General features: G+C 49.3%; 13 protein-coding genes. 9 read left to right on the top strand and 4 right to left on the bottom strand.

Going from position 1 to position 17,587, the window contains the following annotated elements:
* The first annotated feature begins 113 nt into the window (after nt 1-113).
* Both recQ and FB479_RS14455 read left to right on the top strand, forming a co-directional pair.
* A complete protein-coding gene (gene recQ / locus FB479_RS14450; RefSeq protein WP_142065771.1) occupies nt 114-1,889 on the top strand; it encodes a DNA helicase RecQ in 1,776 nt (591 codons plus the stop codon).
* A gap of 199 nt (nt 1,890-2,088) precedes the next feature.
* Nucleotides 2,089-4,032: a bifunctional metallophosphatase/5'-nucleotidase gene (locus FB479_RS14455; protein ID WP_370511689.1), complete on the top strand. Its 1,944-nt coding sequence runs from the start codon at nt 2,089-2,091 to the stop codon at nt 4,030-4,032.
* 69 nt (nt 4,033-4,101) lie between these two features.
* Here FB479_RS14455 and lplT read toward each other — a convergent pair whose 3' ends face one another.
* The 4 genes from lplT to FB479_RS14475 form a co-directional block, all read right to left on the bottom strand.
* The gene (gene lplT, locus FB479_RS14460; RefSeq protein ID WP_142065773.1) at nt 4,102-5,292 is read right to left on the bottom strand and encodes a lysophospholipid transporter LplT; all 1,191 of its coding nucleotides are present in this window, start codon (nt 5,290-5,292) and stop codon (nt 4,102-4,104) included.
* 1 nt (nt 5,293) lies between these two features.
* Nucleotides 5,294-7,402 (bottom strand): AMP-binding protein, encoded by a 2,109-nt coding sequence (locus tag FB479_RS14465; protein ID WP_142065774.1) that lies wholly within the window; start codon nt 7,400-7,402, stop codon nt 5,294-5,296.
* Between the two features lie 109 nt (nt 7,403-7,511).
* Nucleotides 7,512-8,150 carry a response regulator gene (locus tag FB479_RS14470; RefSeq protein WP_106654943.1) on the bottom strand — a complete coding sequence of 213 codons (639 nt, stop codon included), beginning with the start codon at nt 8,148-8,150 and terminating at the stop codon, nt 7,512-7,514.
* 19 nt (nt 8,151-8,169) lie between these two features.
* The gene (locus FB479_RS14475) at nt 8,170-9,549 is read right to left on the bottom strand and encodes a HAMP domain-containing sensor histidine kinase (protein ID WP_142065775.1); all 1,380 of its coding nucleotides are present in this window, start codon (nt 9,547-9,549) and stop codon (nt 8,170-8,172) included.
* A 199-nt stretch (nt 9,550-9,748) separates the two neighbouring features.
* Between FB479_RS14475 and FB479_RS14480 the strand changes: the two genes are divergently transcribed.
* From FB479_RS14480 to FB479_RS14510, 7 genes are all read left to right on the top strand, one after another.
* Entirely contained in the window at nt 9,749-12,427 is a 2,679-nt protein-coding gene (locus FB479_RS14480; RefSeq protein ID WP_106654942.1) for a sigma-54-dependent transcriptional regulator, read from the top strand.
* Nucleotides 12,428-12,631: 204 nt separating this feature from the next.
* On the top strand, nt 12,632-12,934 hold the full coding sequence (locus FB479_RS14485) for a PTS sugar transporter subunit IIB (RefSeq protein ID WP_015893830.1): 303 nt from the start codon (nt 12,632-12,634) through the stop codon (nt 12,932-12,934).
* A 13-nt stretch (nt 12,935-12,947) separates the two neighbouring features.
* Nucleotides 12,948-14,291, top strand: coding sequence for a PTS cellobiose transporter subunit IIC (gene celB, locus FB479_RS14490; RefSeq protein ID WP_370511688.1), 1,344 nt, complete (start codon nt 12,948-12,950; stop codon nt 14,289-14,291).
* Nucleotides 14,292-14,312: 21 nt separating this feature from the next.
* On the top strand, nt 14,313-15,059 hold the full coding sequence (chbG, locus tag FB479_RS14495) for a chitin disaccharide deacetylase (RefSeq protein WP_142065777.1): 747 nt from the start codon (nt 14,313-14,315) through the stop codon (nt 15,057-15,059).
* Between the two features lie 12 nt (nt 15,060-15,071).
* Nucleotides 15,072-15,398: a PTS sugar transporter subunit IIA gene (locus FB479_RS14500; RefSeq protein ID WP_106654939.1), complete on the top strand. Its 327-nt coding sequence runs from the start codon at nt 15,072-15,074 to the stop codon at nt 15,396-15,398.
* Nucleotides 15,395-16,717 (top strand): 6-phospho-beta-glucosidase, encoded by a 1,323-nt coding sequence (locus FB479_RS14505; RefSeq protein ID WP_106654938.1) that lies wholly within the window; start codon nt 15,395-15,397, stop codon nt 16,715-16,717. Before FB479_RS14500 ends, FB479_RS14505 begins: the two co-directional genes overlap by 4 nt.
* 13 nt (nt 16,718-16,730) lie before the next feature.
* Nucleotides 16,731-17,570, top strand: coding sequence for a Cof-type HAD-IIB family hydrolase (locus FB479_RS14510; RefSeq protein WP_142065778.1), 840 nt, complete (start codon nt 16,731-16,733; stop codon nt 17,568-17,570).
* The last annotated feature ends 17 nt before the right edge of the window (nt 17,571-17,587 follow it).

A 17,587-nucleotide genomic window follows, 5' to 3' on the forward strand; every position in this document is an offset into this window, starting at 1 on the left:
TCCTCCACTATGTTGACTCAAACCAACCAGTCCCCCTTGTTTTGTCCCAATCCCTATGTTTACACTAATAGAGACCCATTGAAAATTCCTGTCGAAAGAGAAGGTGATTCTCTTTGTTAGATAAAGCGCAAGAGATTTTACGAAAGTACTTTGGCTACGAATCATTTCGAGAAGGCCAGAAGAAAATCATCACAAGCCTGTTAGCTGGACATGACACCGTAGGCATCATGCCAACCGGGGGAGGGAAATCCATCTGTTATCAAGTCCCAGCGATGCTCCAGGACGGCGTAACCATCGTGATCTCCCCACTCATCTCACTGATGAAGGATCAGGTAGACGTGCTGGTCAGCATGGGCATTCCCGCCACCCAAATTAACAGCTCACTGGATTATAGCGAGGTTCGCGACCGACTGCGTATGGCAGCGCGGGGAGAGTACAAGCTGTTGTATATCGCCCCGGAGCGTTTGGAATCCGAAGCGTTCCAAAACCTGATTCAGGATGTACCGATCTCGTTTGTAGCAGTGGACGAAGCGCATTGCGTCTCGCAGTGGGGGCATGATTTTCGTCCGAGTTATTTGGCGATTGCCCGTTTTCTTCAATCCTTGCCACAGCGCCCGCTCGTCGCAGCCTTGACCGCCACAGCGACTCCAGAGGTAACCGAAGACATCAAGCGACAGCTAGAATTAAAGGACGAGCGCCTTTTTATCACAGGGTTTGGCAGAGACAATCTCATCTTGTCTGTACGCAAGGGGGAGAACCGTCGAGAATTCATCCAGGCGTACTTGCGGGCGAATAAGCAGCAGGCGGGTATTATTTATGCGGCAACGAGAAAAGACGTGGACGCCTTGCATGCAGATTTGGACAAGCGTGGCTTTGCTGTGACCAAATACCATGCAGGACTGACGGAGGAGGAGCGTGCGGCGAATCAGGAAGCATTTCTGTTCGATGATGTCCGGACGATGATCGCGACCAACGCATTTGGCATGGGAATCGACAAGTCCAATGTACGCTACGTCATTCATTACAACATGCCGAAAAACCTGGAGGCATATTACCAGGAAGCAGGCCGTGCGGGACGCGATGGAGAGCCAAGCGAGTGTATTCTACTGTTTCAGCCGCAGGATATCCAGACGCAAACGTTTTTCATCGAGCAGAATCAACTGCTGGACGAGCGCAAGGAGCTGGAGTACAAAAAGCTGTACGCGATGATCGACTATTGCCGGACGCCGCGCTGCTTGCAGCAAAACATCGTGCAATACTTCGGAGAAACAGATGCTGTCGCGTGCGGACGTTGCGCGAACTGTACCGATGAGACCGAGCTGTCCGATATTACGCTCGAAGCACAGAAGATTTTCTCCTGCGTCAAACGTATGAGAGAGCGCTTCGGTGCCGCACTCGTCGCGCAGGTACTGAAAGGCTCGAAGAATAAAAAGGTCACTCAGTTTTCCTTCGATCAGCTGCCTACGTACGGTCTGATGAAGGAATACAAGGAAAAAGAGATCGCAGACTTGATCCAGCTCCTCATTGCAGAGGGCTATTTGCAAGTAACGGAGAGCCAATATCCAATCGTCAAGCTGGGGGAGCGGGCACTGCCTGTTCTGCGGGGCGAAGAGCGCGTCGTGCAAAAAATCTCGATACGTCCTGTACAACTGACAGAGGATGACGAGTTGTTCGAGCACCTGCGAGCGTTGCGCAAGGAAATCTCTACGCGACAAAAAGTACCGCCGTACGTGATTTTCCCAGATAGTACCTTGAAGGAAATGAGCAGTGTTTGCCCGACTGACAGAGAGGCCATGCTCAAGATCAAAGGAGTAGGCGAGGCGAAATTCGAGAAGTACGGGGAACTGTTTCTCGAATGCCTGCAAAACTATGCCGTAATGAAGTCGTGACATCCTCGTCACGGCTTTTTTTGCTATTTTTCCTTTCATATGCCTGCTATAGTTAGATAGCAAACCAGAATTTTCATATATAAAAGAATAGGAGGACAATAAGAGCAACACCATCGAGGGGCACTGACAGATTAAGAGAGACAGAGGGGAAAACATGAAAAAACTAGCGAAGGGCTTATTAAGCGTAGCACTTACATCCATGGTGCTTGGCAGTGCGATGATGGGGATCGCCGCACCGGTAAAGGCCGCAGAAACACCTACCAAAATTACGTTGCTGGGTACATCTGACATTCACGGACGATTCATGCCGTGGGATTATGCTTTGGATGGCCCGAATCAAAATGGCAGCATGACGCAGTTGTTCACGATGATTAAAGAGATTCGCAAAGAAAATCCGAACACCGTGTTGCTGGACGCAGGCGATTCGATCCAAGACAACTCGGCAGAGCTGTTCAATGACCAACCGCAGTCTCCTGTCATGGTCGCGATGAACGAAATGAACTATGACGCGTGGGCTTTTGGCAATCATGAATTTAATTTTGGACTTGATGTATTAGACAAGGTCAGCAGCCAATACAAAGGCGCTGTTTTGGCAGGAAACATTTACAAGGAAAACGGCGAGCGCTTTCTCCCTGCGTATACGATCATTGAGCGTGCCGGCGTAAAAATCGGCGTCATTGGGATGAATACACCGATGATTACCGATTTCGAAAAAGGAACCGATCATCTGGATGGCCTCGTGATCAAAAACCCGGTAGAAGAAACCAAGAAAGCCGTAAAAGAGTTGGAAGGCAAAGTAGACGTCATGATCGGTCTCATGCACATGGGCATCGAGAATGAAAACGGAATTCCGGGTACGGGCGTAGCAGATATCGCGAACGCCGTTCCAGAACTGACCGCGATTTTTGCAGGGCACATGCACAAGCTTGTGAAGAAGGAAGAGATCAACGGCGTCCTGATCACAGAGCCGGATAAATACGGAACGCATCTCTCTCGCATTGACCTGACTTTCGAGAAGAAAGACGGCAAGCTCGTGCTGACTGACAAGGAAGCGACTGCGGTCCCTGTAAAAGGCGCAGATGGCACACTGGCGGTATCCGATGCAGCGCTGGAGACCAAGCTCAAGCCTTTCCATGAATTCGCGCGTGCAGATGCCAACATCGTCGTAGCAGAGCTCAAAGGCATGGATCTGGTGCCGAAAAACGAGATCGAGGGCATCCCGACGGTCCAAATTCAGGAGACGCCGCTATCTGACTTTTTCCATGAAGTGATGCTCTACTACAGCAAGGCAGACGTGGTTGCTCACCAGATCGACAACGACAAAGCCAAGCTGGATGTCGGTCCGATCAAGAAAAAGGATATCGCCTACAACTACCAATACGCAGGTGGCGAGATTACCGTTTATAAAGTAACCGGAAAAGACTTGAAGGACTATATGGAATGGGCGGTGGGCTACTTCAATTCCACGCGCGCTGGTGACGTGACCGTAAGCTTTGATCCAAAACGCCGCGCTTCCAAATACAGCACGAACGATTTCTTCGGTGGCGTGAAATACGAAATCGATCTGACCAAGCCGTACGGCAGCCGCATCACGAACCTGCGAAAGCTCGATGAGACACCGATCAAGGCTACAGATAGCTTGAAGCTCGGAATGAACGCATACCGGATGGAAGCTTTGCAAGCAAAAGGTGGGGCGTTGGAAGGACGCAAGTTCGAACAGCTATGGTCTTCCAAGGACAACAGTGCATTTGGTGAAACAGGTGGAACGATCCGCAACCGTGCTATTGCGTACCTGAAAGAAGTGAAAAAAGGCGTTTACGAGCCAAAAGTACAAAACAACTGGAAGATTACAGGTGTGGACGCCACTGCACCTGAACGCAAGGACGTAGTAGAGCTGATCAATGCAGGTATTCTGAGCGTTCCGAAAACGGCAGATGGCAAATACACCAATATCGCTTCCATCAACATCAAGGACGCGGTAACCAAAGAAGAAATCACCGAGCTGTCTGCAAAAGCAAAAGTCGATGCAGCGAAGTTTTCGTCCGTCAAAACAAAAGGTGAATTTTATCAGCAACTGAACGAAGCGAGAAAGGCTGCGGAGAAATCGGGTACACCGACAACTAATACGCAGCAAAAGAAATAGCATAGATTGACGCAAGAAAGCCGTGACGCTAGTAGTCACGGCTTTTTCTTTTTCTATGACGCAAACCTGTCAACGAACGATTCTTCTGCGATACTTCACCAAGTACAGCAGGAACCCGAGCAGTAGCAGCCCTTGACCAACAATCGCACCGGAGATGGAGACGCCGATATAGGTGATCAGGTAGTAAATGCCGGAGCCGACTGCCATCAGCAGATTCTCGATGAAGTTCTGAATCGCAATCGTTTTCCCGGAACCAACCATCCGCTTGCCTTCGTCCTGCAAGACCGTATTCATCGGGATAATGAACACGCCGCCCATGAATCCAACGAGAAGCAATAGACAGATCGCAACAAAGGTGATATTCGTCCAAGGAAATAGAACGATGATGAGAAACATTCCGAATCCGTATGTCAGCGATCGAGTGAAATGAGACAAAGGAATGAGCTTGGGAGCGAGAAAAGCTCCGGCGATAATTCCGATGGATGTCGTCGCAAGAATCAGCGATACAGAGAAGCTCTCCGGGTTAATCCCAAGCGCGAGGGGAATCCAGGCCAGAACGGCCACGCGCAGGACAGCAGAGGACATCCAGAATGCTCCGGTTCCAATCAGGGCAAAGCTCGTTTCCGGACGATTCATCAGGTGCTGGAAGTCGATGAAAAAGCGTCGTGCTTCTGCCCCATAGCGAATCGATGCATCCCCTCTCATGCGCGGAATGAAGAAAGTCATGCCAAGCGACAGCAGATAGATCAGCAGACAAATTCCTGACGAGATAAGCGGCGCTGTCATGTTAGCGATTGCTCCACCACCACCGATTCCTGTCAAAATCGCAAAGATCGTATAGGCTTCGATGCGTGCATTCGCATGAAACAGTTCATCTTCATTTCGAGTCAGCTCCGGCAAGATTCCGTACTTGGCCGGAGAATACACGACCGCTCCGACTCCGACTGTGAAGTAACACAACATCAGCATCATGATGCTCGACTGGTCGATGAAAAACAGCAGGACGACACCAAGCGCTTTAATCAGGTTGCCGATCACCAGTACGATTGACTTGGCGTGCTTGTCGGCAAAAGGCCCAACCAGTGGAGCGAGAAAAACGTAAGGAAGAAAGAATGAAATTGATACGAGTGCAAGCATCGCGGGAGAAAAACCGTTCTCCCGCAGCAGATTCGCGATGACAAACAAAATCATGTTGTCGGCAAAGGCCGATAGAAATTGAGTGAAGTACAGGGCTTGTAGTGGTTTTAATCGTATGTTCACATCATTTTCCTCCCGTTTCGGCCAGCTGTTTCAGACTGACGTAATCCGTTTTGCCGCTACCGAGAAGTGGTAGAGCCTTGATGACTTGCATCGTACCTGGGATGAGCAGAGGCGAGTATTGTTTTTCCGTCAAATACGCGCGCAATTGGCTCAGTTGAACCGATTCATCTGTGGTAAACAGCAGGACACGCTCACCTTTTCGCGCATCATTCACTGTGATCGCAGCAAAACCGGAGTGTCCGAAGCATTGCATAGCCAGTTCTTCAACCAGATTGAGCGAAACCATCTCGCCGCCGATTTTGGCGAAGCGCTTCAGGCGGGATTGGATGCTGAAAAAGCCGTCCTTGTCAGCTGTAACCAAATCACCTGTGTGGTACCATTCCTCAGCCGGTACAAAGCCTTTTCCGTGAATCATATAACCCTTCATGACGTTTGGACCCTTCACCAACAGCTCTCCGCCAGCCTCGATTCCTTCGACTGGTTCCAGCTTGGCGGTCATCCCAGGCATCAAACGACCGACGGTTCCTGGTTTGTTAGCCAGCGGGGTGTTTAGCGACAGGATCGGAGCTGTTTCCGTTGCCCCATAGCCTTCAAAAATCCGCACACCGAACTTTTCCATCCACAGCTTGCGCACATCGTCTTTCAGCTTTTCTGCTCCTGCAAATACGTAGCGCAAGGAGTAGAAGTTGTAAGGGTGGGCCATACGTCCGTAACCAGCCATAAAGGTCGAGGTTCCGAAGAGAATCGTTGCGTTTTGATCATAGACCAATTCCGAAATCGCCTTATAATGCAACGGACTTGGATACAGATAAACCGGGATGCCTTTCACTACCGGTAAAAGCGTTCCTGCAGTAAGACCGAAGCTATGGAACATAGGCAGGGCATTGAAAAACTTGTCGCGACTCGTAATGTCAATCACACTGGTCACTTGTTGAATATTCGCGTACAGATTCGTATGCGTCAGGATGACACCTTTTGGCTTGCTCTCACTGCCGGAGGTGAAGAGAATCAGCTCGTTGCTAGTCGCAGAAGCCTTTTTCTTCCGCAAATAAGAGAAGAGTGCGGACACTTTGTCAAAAGCAGTCGCGGATGCTTTCAAATCCTCGAGATAAACAATTTTCATGCTCGGTGAAAGACCTGCGATGATATGCTCCAGCTTTCCTTTTTCAATGAATACACGCGACGTCAGGATCGTATCGATATGGGCAGTCTCACAGCAATCCAGCAAGGAACGAATGCCAAGCGAAAAGTTCAGGATGGCTGGAGTGGCTCCGATGCGGAACAACGATAGCAACGTTACGAGATGACCCACTGAATTGGGAAGGAATACACCGACGACCGGTTTTCCCAAGAGCATTGGCTGCAATTTGTTGCCGAGTAAGTAGCTGCCGATTAACAAGGTCTTGTAGTTGATCGCGGACGTCAGATCCTTGGCGATCTCCATTTTTGCACCATTCAGGCGTGCTGCTTCGAGAACTTCATCAAACAGATTCACGTTTTGCTTCATCCGGCTCTCGAACAAGCCTTCTTGGAGAATACGCAGGATACGATCATTGGCCGTGGCTTTTTGTTCGCGCATCGACAGGTTCTGATCGCGATCGATGGTGAACGGAGTGCCTACTGTCATGGTCACATCCGGGAACCAGGAGAGCTTCAGCTTTCCTTTCAAATACGAGAAGATCGAACGTTCCAGGCCATTAATGATGATCGGGTAAACCGTTACGCCAGTGCGTAGAGCGAGATAGCCGACACCGCTGTAGATTTTCATGATGCCGCCCGTCGTCGTGATCCGACCTTCTGGGAAAATCACCAGCGTCTGTCCGTTGCGGAGGACGCGGAGCATGTGACGGATGGAGTACGGATTGAGTGGATCGATCGCGATATGCTTGCGGAAGCGGAGGAAAAACGCAAACCGCTTGGCGATCTCCGTGTTGACGACAAAGGTCGCTTCTTTTGGCAAGCAAAACGACAAGAGTACGGCATCTAGCAAGGAGACGTGATTGGGAGTGATAAGAGATGGCTTCGACAAGTCAATTTTGGAGAGTCCAAGCACACGAGGGCGAAACCACAGCATCAGGATCGTTTTTAAGAAAGAATAAATAAGGGCCATGTGGACCACACCTTTACAAAGGATAATTTGCGTTGCTCTATAGCTTTCATTGTAAAGAGTGGAGCATGTAAAAAAAGTACCAACATTCATTGGTACCTGGTAATAAGACCTAGAATAGCTTTTTTTGGCTGGCTTTTGCGGCCGCTTCCTTGCTTGTTTTGACGCCCATTTTTTTGAGGATTCGGTTGATGTGATTTTTGATCGTACGCTTCGTGATGTGGAGAGATTGTTCAATTTGCGTCTGCGTATGACCCTGGTGGATTAGTTGTAGGATGTCTCTTTCTGCGGGAGATAACAGCTTTTGATTTTCATCGTTTTTCAAACGCAAAAATTCGTTACGCAGTGCCGCAGCTGCCGTAGGGTGAATGGCAGACTGCCTGTTGTGAGCAGCACGGATAGCGTCAGGAATTTCCTTGAAGCTCGATTTGCTGATGTAATTGACGGCACCCGCTGAGAAGGATTCCACGATCACTGCCTCGTCTGTCAGAGAGGTGAGCATGATGATTTTACTGTCAGCCTGGAGTGCCATGAATTCGATTGCCGTCTCGATCCCGTCCAAATTGTTCTCGGTCAAGTTAATGTCCATTAAGACGACATCCGCTTTGGCAGGCAAAAAGCGCTCGATTGCTTCTGCTTTGAACCCGGCTTCCCCAACTACAGTAAGATCCGGTTCTTTGTTCAGGAAGTCAATGAGACCTTTGCGCCAGACGGGATCGTCCTCTACTAAAAATACCCTGATTGGATTCATGTTTGTGAGCGTCCTTTCGCTATTCTGAGTCGTTTATGATGACGCGCTTTTTCGGGAAGAACAGGAAAACGGTGGTTCCTTTGCCTTGCTCACTGTAGATTTCCAGTTGGCCCTGATGCTTTTGCATGACATTGTAGCAGTAGGAGAGCCCAAGACCAAAATTTTGCCCTGTCCTTTTTGTCGAGAAAAAAGGATCGAGCACGTGAGGCAGGTTCTCTTTTGTGATGCCTGTGCCTGTGTCTGCGACAGTGATGATGAGATGCTTGTGGGACAAAAATAGCTGAAGATGGAGCTTGCCGCCCGACTTCATGGCTTCCAGCGCATTCATGCACAAGTTGGTGATGACTTCGCGCAGTTGTACTCCATCGCCATACAAGCGAAGTGTTTCGTCCAATTCACTAACAACTTCTACCTGTTGTTTCAGGATATAGGGTGTCAAATTTTGTGTGACTTGCCCGATGATTTGGCCGGGGTCACATGGTTCTTCGCGCAGCTCGACGTCCCGCAGCTGGTTTTGAATCCGATTCATCATGTCCAGCATATGCTGCGAGGATTGCATCAGGACAAGCGCGTCTTCTTTTAGCGACGGCTGGTTGGTTTCATCTGCATATGTCTCGATACGGTCGGCATACAGCGAGATTTTGCCTGCTTCATTTTTGATCGTATGGTTAATGATTTGCGCACCGGAGGTCAAGGCGCGCAAGGTACTGTCCAGACGTCTTTTTTCTACGCGGAGACGGACGCCTAGGAAACCGTATTTCAGACTGATGGCAACGATCAGGATAAACTGGATCGTGACTACGAGCATGTTGTAGCGCCAAGCTTCGTAATCGTTCTGGATACGCATGATGTAGATGAAAATAAAGACGAAAAACAACGGAACGATGATGAGTACGTTCGTGAAAAAGCTGTTCTTTTTCACGAGTGGATCTTTTTCTCTCATGTACTGCACGACAAGCAGCGTACAGGAGAACAGAAAAAACGGAATCACCCATGCCACCATAATCCAGTAGTTAAAAAGCAGCTCGGGATAAACGGGTGTAATCCAAAGCATTCCAAGTGGCATGAGAAGAGCAGCGTATTGTATCGTCAGCTTTACTCTGCGAGACAAAAATTCAGCTGAGTGTACGGCAAACATGAGAAACGTGTAGGGCAAACCCGCTTGGCAAATAAAAGAAGAGATGCGGCTTGCCAATATCAGGGTGTTCGTGGTCCCGGGCTTTGCGGCCAGGTAATCTGCAAAATAGGGCATGATCGTCTCGTCAATCACGCCTGAGATAAAGCCCCCAGCTCCAACAAAGGCAGTCGCACAAGCCCAGCGGATTGATGTTCGTTTCGGGTCTGTGAACAGCACGAACAGACCTAATGCCCATATGGTAAACAAGATGAAAACCATCATGGATTTGCTATCTCCTGTCAATCATTATTTATCTATTATATCGTACACCAGGGAAAGGAGACGGAAAAATAAATCAACGGGACAAAAACGGGGGAAGGGGGAAAAGAGCAGCAAGCAGGTTTTCCCAAATATTCGTGGAATTGAAAAGGATTGGTTGTGCATTTCGTGACTTTCTATCTATTCAACGGCGGGTGATAGAGTGAAACGATTAGATTTAATATTCCAGACGTTGGTAGACGCTGGTCCTGATAAAAAAGTAAGCGCTTCAGAGTTGGCTGAGCGGCTTGGTTTGAGTCGAGCGAATGTGAGCAGCGATTTGAACCGTTTGTGGAAGGAAGGCCGAATCGAGAAGGAAGAAGGGCGTCCGACGCTGTTTTTTGCCAAGCAAGGAAACGATTCGCTCTATTTGGCGGAGACGTCGCTGGACAGGCTGGCGAAAACCAACAAGAGCCTGATCACGCGTATTGAGCAGGCAAAGGCGGCCGTTTTGTATCCGCCGAGAGGGATGCATTGCTTGATTTTGGGGGAAACGGGTGTGGGCAAATCGTGGTTTGCTGGGATGATTCACGAGTTTGCCGTTGATATTGGACGCCTGGATAAGCGTGCTCCTTTCGTGATTTTTAACTGTGCTGATTATGCCAACAACCCCCAGCTTTTGATCAGTCAATTGTTCGGAGTCAAAAAAGGGGCGTATACCGGAGCGGAGATGGACCGCAAAGGACTGGTGGAAAAGGCAGACGGTGGCATTCTATTCCTCGATGAAGTGCATCGGCTGCCAGCGGAAGGACAGGAAATCTTTTTTACTTTCATGGATAAGGGGATTTTCCGCCGCGTAGGGGAAACCGAGGTGGAGCGGACTGCTCAGGTCCAGATTCTTATGGCTACGACTGAGAATCCGGAGTCGAGTCTCTTAAAAACGTTCATGAGGCGTATTCCCATGGTGATCAAGCTGCCATCGTTAGTAGAGCGTGGCTTGGAAGAGCGTTTCCGAATTACGATGGAAATTTTCCAAGAAGAGGCTTTCCGGTTGGGGAGAGAGATTCAGATATCAGCCAATGCTGTACAGGCGTTCTTGTGCTACCACTGCCCAAATAATATTGGACAGTTAAAAACAGATATTCAGCTCACCTGCGCCAGCGCTTATGCCGAGTTTATTTCGTTAAAGAAAAATCAACTGCACGTGTCGGTCCAAGACCTGCCGCATCATGTCAAGCAAGGGCTTCTTTTGGTGAAGGATTACAAGCAGGAGCTGGATCAAATCATTGGGACGGAGCACAATTACTTTGTCGTGCAGCCTTCAAAGGAAGGCATTTGGATCGGACGGGAAACAGGGGATGCGACGGACAGTGTCTACGAAAAGATCGAACAAAAAATACATGAGCTGCAAAACCTCGGTGTGAGTGAGGAAGAATTGGAGTTTGATATCGAGAATTATTTTACGACCTTTATCAAAGGTGTCCATCAACGAGTGAATAAGGGCGACATGGCCCGGATTATCGACCCGTTCATCATTCACCTTGTGGAAGAGATCGTTCGCTTCGCAGAGGCCAAGCTGGAGAAGATTTTGAGCCAGAAGGTGATCTTTGGTCTCGCGCTGCATATTCAGACATCGAAGGAGCGCCTCGCACAAGGCAAACAGATCGTAAATCCGCAAATCAACCATGTGCGAATCAAATACAAGAAAGAGTTTGCTGTGGCGCTCGAGTGCGTGCGCATGATAGAAGAAGCGATACTCATGGATCTGCCGATTGGTGAGGCTGGATATTTGACCATGTTTTTCGTGCTCGACGATGTCAGCATGGAGGAAGAGCGGGAAACAATCGGGGTGCTCGTGATTACGCACGGCAGCGGCGGTGCGACAGCGATGGTCGATGTGACGAACCGATTGCTGGTCACACAGTATGCGAGAGCCATTGACCTGCCGCTTGAAGAAGATTCCATGAGTGTTTTAGAAAAAGCACTGAAAGTAGCCAGAGAGATCGGGAGCAAGGCTGGAATGCTGTTGCTCGTAGATATGGGGTCGCTGCTCGGCTTTGGCGAGATTATTGAGAGGGAGATCGGCATTCCGGTCAAGGTCATTCCGATGGTCAGCACACCACATGTGATTGAGGCCACTCGGAAGGCCATGCTCGGTCATTCGCTGGAGGACGTTTATCGAGATGTCGTGGGAATGTCACTCTACCAGCGGGAGGAGCAGCCAAAAGAGCAGGTGCAAAAGCATGTTCCGGCGCTGACGATCGTCGCTGCCTGCCTGTCTGGGGAAGGCAGTGCCTTGTTTTTGAAAAAGCTGCTGGAATCGAGGCTCCGATACGACGAAAACCTGCTGGAATTTGTGCCGCTGCAACTGATCGATAAGGTACAGGCCCGCAGTCAGCTTCGAAAAATCAAGGAGGAGAGAAAAATTCTCTTCGTGGTGAGCAATTACATTCTTGACCGCGAGTTGCGCCACCATAGCATGGATGATGTTTTGAATGGAGAGGCGATGTCAGATATCCAGCAAGTGATCGACCTGGAAGAGGCCTACCTGAAGATGCAAGAGTCGCTGGGGGAGCATCTGCAAATGGTAGATGGACAAGATATTCTCGCTGACGTGAGAATGTGTGTCGGCCGTATGGAAGAGCGACTGAACAATTATTTGGTTTTTGACACGCGAATTGGGGCCTACTTGCACATCTGCTGCTTGGTAGATCGTTTGAAAGCAGGGGCGCAATCGGTGGCGTATATACAAAAAGACAGCTTTTTACTGGAGAACCGCAAGCTGTACAGCTTAATCCGCCATGAATTATTGCCGCTGGAAGACAAGTATGAGGTAGCGATCAGTGAGGACGACGTTTGCTTTATCATGAATTTCTTTATACACAATAAAACACTGGCGTAACCAGTGTTTTATTTTTTGTCTTTTCCAGCTTTAAAATCAAACACTACAGCGCTTACATAAAAACACTAATGAGGATGACAGGCGATGAAGCAGCGAAATAAGACTAACCATGCGGTTTTTCTGGAAAGCGCATACATTTTTTGGTGTTTTGGCACGTAACTTGCTCTTACAAAAAGGCATAACTCGTCGAGAGGAGGGGGTACAATGAATATTTTATTGTGTTGCGCAGCGGGTATGTCGACAAGCTTGCTGGTTCAAAAAATGGAGGAGGCTGCCAGAGAAAAAGGGTTGGACGCAAAAATATGGGCAGTTTCCGCAGATGAAGTGAAGAATCATATCGATCAAGCAGCAGTGCTCTTGTTGGGGCCACAAGTTCGTTACAAGCTGACAGAGATGAAAAAAGAAGGGGCATCCAGAGGAATACCTGTAGACGTAATCAGTACCGTCGATTACGGAACGTTGAACGGGAAAAACGTGCTTGAGTTTGCACTTCGTCTAAAACAGTAGGAGGGGGATGCGTATGGGCGGATTTGTTTCTTTTATGGAAAACCGCATGATGCCGATAGCGGGAAAAATGGCAGAGCAAAAGCATCTGCAGGCCATTCGTGACGGAATTATCCTTACTTTGCCTTTGTTGATCATTGGTTCTCTGTTCCTCATCATTGGCTTCATACCGATTCCTGGCTATGACGAATTCATGGGCGGTATTTTCGGCGAAAAATGGCGGACGAAGCTGCTGTATCCGGTAGGTGCTACTTTTGACGTCATGGGATTGATTGTCAGTTTTGGCGTCGCCTACCGACTGGCGGAAAAATACAAGGTCGATCCGCTGTCGGCCGGAGCGATCTCAGTCGCTTCCTTCTTGCTCGCTACTCCGTATAAAGTAATGTTCACCCCTGAAGGAGCGAGTGCAGCCCAAGAGGTAGGAGGAGTCATTCCACTTACGCTGATGGGTAGCCAGGGATTGTTTGTAGCTATGATATTGGCGATTTTAGGAACGGAGATTTATCGCAAAATCATCCAAATGAAAATCGTCATCTCCATGCCACCCGGAGTTCCCCCTGCCGTTTCCCGTTCGTTTGTAGCATTGATTCCTGCGGGTGCTGTGCTTATCGTTGTCTGGCTGATTCGGATTCTGCTGGAAAACACCTCTTTTGAAAGTATTCATAATATTGTAAAAGATTTGCTAGTCGGTCCATTGAGTGTGGTCGGCAGCAGCCTGATTGGCGCCATCATCTGTGTATTGCTTATTCATGTACTCTGGGCTGTCGGTTTGCATGGTGCGGCGATAGTCGGTGGCATTATGAGTCCCATCTGGCTGACATTGATGGACCAGAACAGAGCGGCGTTTCAGGCAAATCCAAACGGTGAATTGCCGAACGTCGTCACCACGCAATTTTTTGACATGTGGATATATGCAGGGGGATCAGGTGCCACTTTGGCTCTCGTTGTCCTGATGGTATTCATGGCACGCAGCAAACAGATGAAAAACATCGGCAGACTCTCGATCGGACCTGGTTTGTTTAACATCAATGAACCGGTCATCTTCGGAATGCCGATCGTCATGAACCCGCTCTTGATTATTCCGTTTGTGTTTACCCCTGTCTTATTGGTTATTATCAGCTATTTTGCGATGTCGCTCGGATGGGTAGCAAAGCCAAGCGGGGTATCTGTTCCGTGGACGACACCATTATTTGTCAGCGGATATTTGGCTACAGGTGGAAAAGTATCGGGGATGGTTCTTCAAGCGGTGAACTTCCTCATCTCGCTCGCGATCTACTATCCGTTCTTCCGCTTGTGGGATAAACAAAAGGTAAGTGAAGAAAAAGCTGGTACTGCTTCCGATACAGCTGTGACTATGTAATCGCTAGAGGAGAGGCTATCTATGAAATTGATTGTGAATGCAGACGATTTTGGGTATTCCAAAGGCGTCAATCTGGGCATCGTCGAAGCGCATCGGGAAGGAGTCGTTACTTCTGCGACCTTGATGGTCAATATGGAGGGATTCGAGCACGCTGTAGGGCTGGCAAAAGAACATCCAACGCTCGGAGTAGGCATTCATTTGGTACTCACATGCGGATCGCCAGTCAGTCAGGATGTGCCATCGCTAACGGATGGAGAGGGGCGTTTTCGACGCGGGCAAGATCATTTGACATCTGCTGCACCGGAGGAGATCGAGCGGGAGCTGCGGGCTCAATTGGAGAGGTTCGTGGCGTCAGGGCTCAAGCTGACGCATATCGACAGCCACCACCATGTACATGCACATCCAGCCGTTTTGCCGATTGTTCTGAAGCTGGCAGAGGAATATAGGGTGCCAGTTCGCTATCCGTGGATGTCCGGGTCTCAGGAGCAGCGAGACCAGTCGAGTGTTTTGACGACAGAAGGCTTTTCTCATCATTTTTATGGAGATGACCTAACCGTACAATCCTTCGTCAGGATCGTAGAGGATATGGCAGATTATCCTGTAGTTGAGATCATGACGCACCCTGCTTATTTGGACGAAGCGATACTGACAGGCAGCTCATACGCAAAGCAACGAACCACAGAATTGAAAATCTTAACGGCAGCAGCGTTAAAGCAATACATTCGTGATCAAAAAATACAGCTCGTGACTTTTAGCGAACTTGGATAGGTGGAGATAGATTTGGACCATACAGACGTTATTTTTCAACTAATACTTCACGGAGGAAACGCGCGGAGTCTGGCAATGGAAGCAATCGCTCTGGCTAAAAATAGAGACATGTCAGGCGCAGAGGACGCGTTGAAGCGTGCAGGAGAAGAGCTCGGTCGTGCACACCAAAATCAAACGGCACTTATCCAGAAGGAGATAGCGGGCGAAAAGACTGAGATCAGCATGCTCTTGATTCACGCCCAGGATCATTTGATGAACGCGATAACAGTCAAGGATTTGGCTACGGAGTTTGTCGAGCTGTACAGCCAAATCCATGCAGGGAAGGAGGCAGGAGTATGAGTGGAATCAAAATTGTAACGATCGGTGGAGGGTCTAGCTATACACCTGAGCTGGTGGAAGGCTTCATCAAACGCTACGATGAATTGCCCGTGCGGGAATTGTGGCTGGTGGACATTCCGGAGGGCGAGAAAAAGCTGCAAACAGTAGGTGCCCTGGCCAAAAGGATGGTAGAGAAGGCAGGGGTGCCTATCGAGATCCATTTGACGATGGATCGGCGAAAAGCACTTGCGGGCGCAGATTTTGTTACGACACAAATGCGCGTAGGCCTGTTGGACGCGCGGATCAAGGATGAGCGTATTCCTTTGAAATACGGAGTAATCGGTCAGGAAACCAATGGCCCCGGCGGCTTGTTTAAAGGCTTGCGTACCATTCCGGTCATTATGGACATTTGTCGCGACATGGAAGAGCTATGTCCAGATGCTTGGCTGATTAACTTCACGAATCCGGCGGGTATGGTCACAGAGGCAGTGCTGCGATATACCAACCGCAAAAAGGTCATTGGGCTGTGCAATGTTCCCATCGGGATGAAAATGGGTGTTGCCACTGTTTTAGGGGTCGAGCAATCGCGGGTTCATATTGATTTTGCCGGATTGAATCATATGATCTTCGGACTGGGTGTGTACCTGGATGGGGAAAATGTCATTTCCCAGGTAATCGATAAGATCACGGGTGATCAATCGGGTATTACGATGCAAAACATTTTGGACCTTGGTTGGGATAAAGATTTCATCAAAGCATTGGGGATTCTCCCGTGCCCGTATCATCGTTACTACTACCAGACCCGCACGATGCTTGAGCATGAGCTGGAAGAAGCGGAGCAGAAGGGTACGCGGGCTGAAGTGGTCAAGCAGGTGGAAGCGGAGCTATTCGCACTCTACGAAGACCCAGACCTAGATATCAAGCCTCCGCAGTTGGAGAAGCGCGGCGGGGCCTATTACAGTGAGGCTGCTTGCAATCTGATTTACTCCATTTACAACGACAAGCGCGATATCCAGACGGTAAATGTTCGCAACAATGGAGCGATTGCCAGCATTCCGGATGATTCGGCAGTTGAAGTGAACTGCGTCATTACAAGAGAAGGACCGATTCCTTTGGCTGTTGGGGATTTGCCTGTTCCCGTGCGTGGACTCGTACAGCAAATCAAATCGTTTGAGCGAGTGGCAGCTGAGGCAGCTGTAACGGGTGATTACCATAAGGCGCTGTTGGCGATGAATATTAACCCGCTGGTGCCGTCTGATGTGATCGCCAAAAAAATACTCGATGAGATGCTGGAGGCGCACAAGGAGCATCTGCCCCAGTTTTTCAAGCCCGTCACATAAGGATGGGACTCGTGTGAAATACAAACTCCTCGCCTTGGATGTGGACGGAACGATTTTGATGTCGAATCATACCTTATCCAAAGTAACAGAGCGGGCTATTACCCAGCTGGTGAAGCAAGGCGTCCACGTCACACTGGCAACCGGCAGGGCATACCCATCGGCCAAATCGTTGGCCCAGCAGTTCCAGATCAGTGCACCACTTGTTTCCCATGATGGCGCATACGTTGCAGATCCCAAGACGGATCAGGTGCTGTATGTACAGCGTATTCCGTATGAGATAGCGGCGAGGGTTACAGATATACTCGTATCGCATGGCTTGGATGTCATGCTGCTGCATGAGTCTTATGCTGTCACGAATCGCACGTGGAAGTGGACGGACTTGTTTCCGCTGTTAAATGCTTGGACACTGCGCCAGCTCTGGAAAAATCAATACCCGCTCAAAATCCAGGCTTCGCGGTTGATAGCCGGATACGTTCGTAAACATGAAGTGTGTGCTCCGAAAATTTTCGCTACGGGCGACGAGAAGCGTCTGTTGGCAGCGAGACAAGAGCTGGAGAAAGCCGAGCTTTCGGGGGTTCGCGTGACGGCATCGGGCGCGAATAATTTGGAAATATTGCCTGTGGGCATCTCCAAGGCAAGTGGTCTAGCAGTAGTGAGTGATAGGCTTGCGATTCAGCCTGACGAGATTGTTGCTGTAGGCGACAACTACAATGATGCAGAGATGCTCCAATTCGCCGGAATGGGTGTGGCGATGGGCAATGCTCCTGACGATCTGAAACAGCTGGCTCGGCATGTCACGGAAACGAACGATCGGCATGGGGTGGCAGAGGTCATTGAGAAGTTTTTTCTGTAAGAGATCGAACAGGAAGG

Source organism: Brevibacillus sp. AG162 (genome assembly GCF_006715575.1).
Classification (GTDB): Bacteria; Bacillota; Bacilli; order Brevibacillales; family Brevibacillaceae; genus Brevibacillus; species Brevibacillus brevis.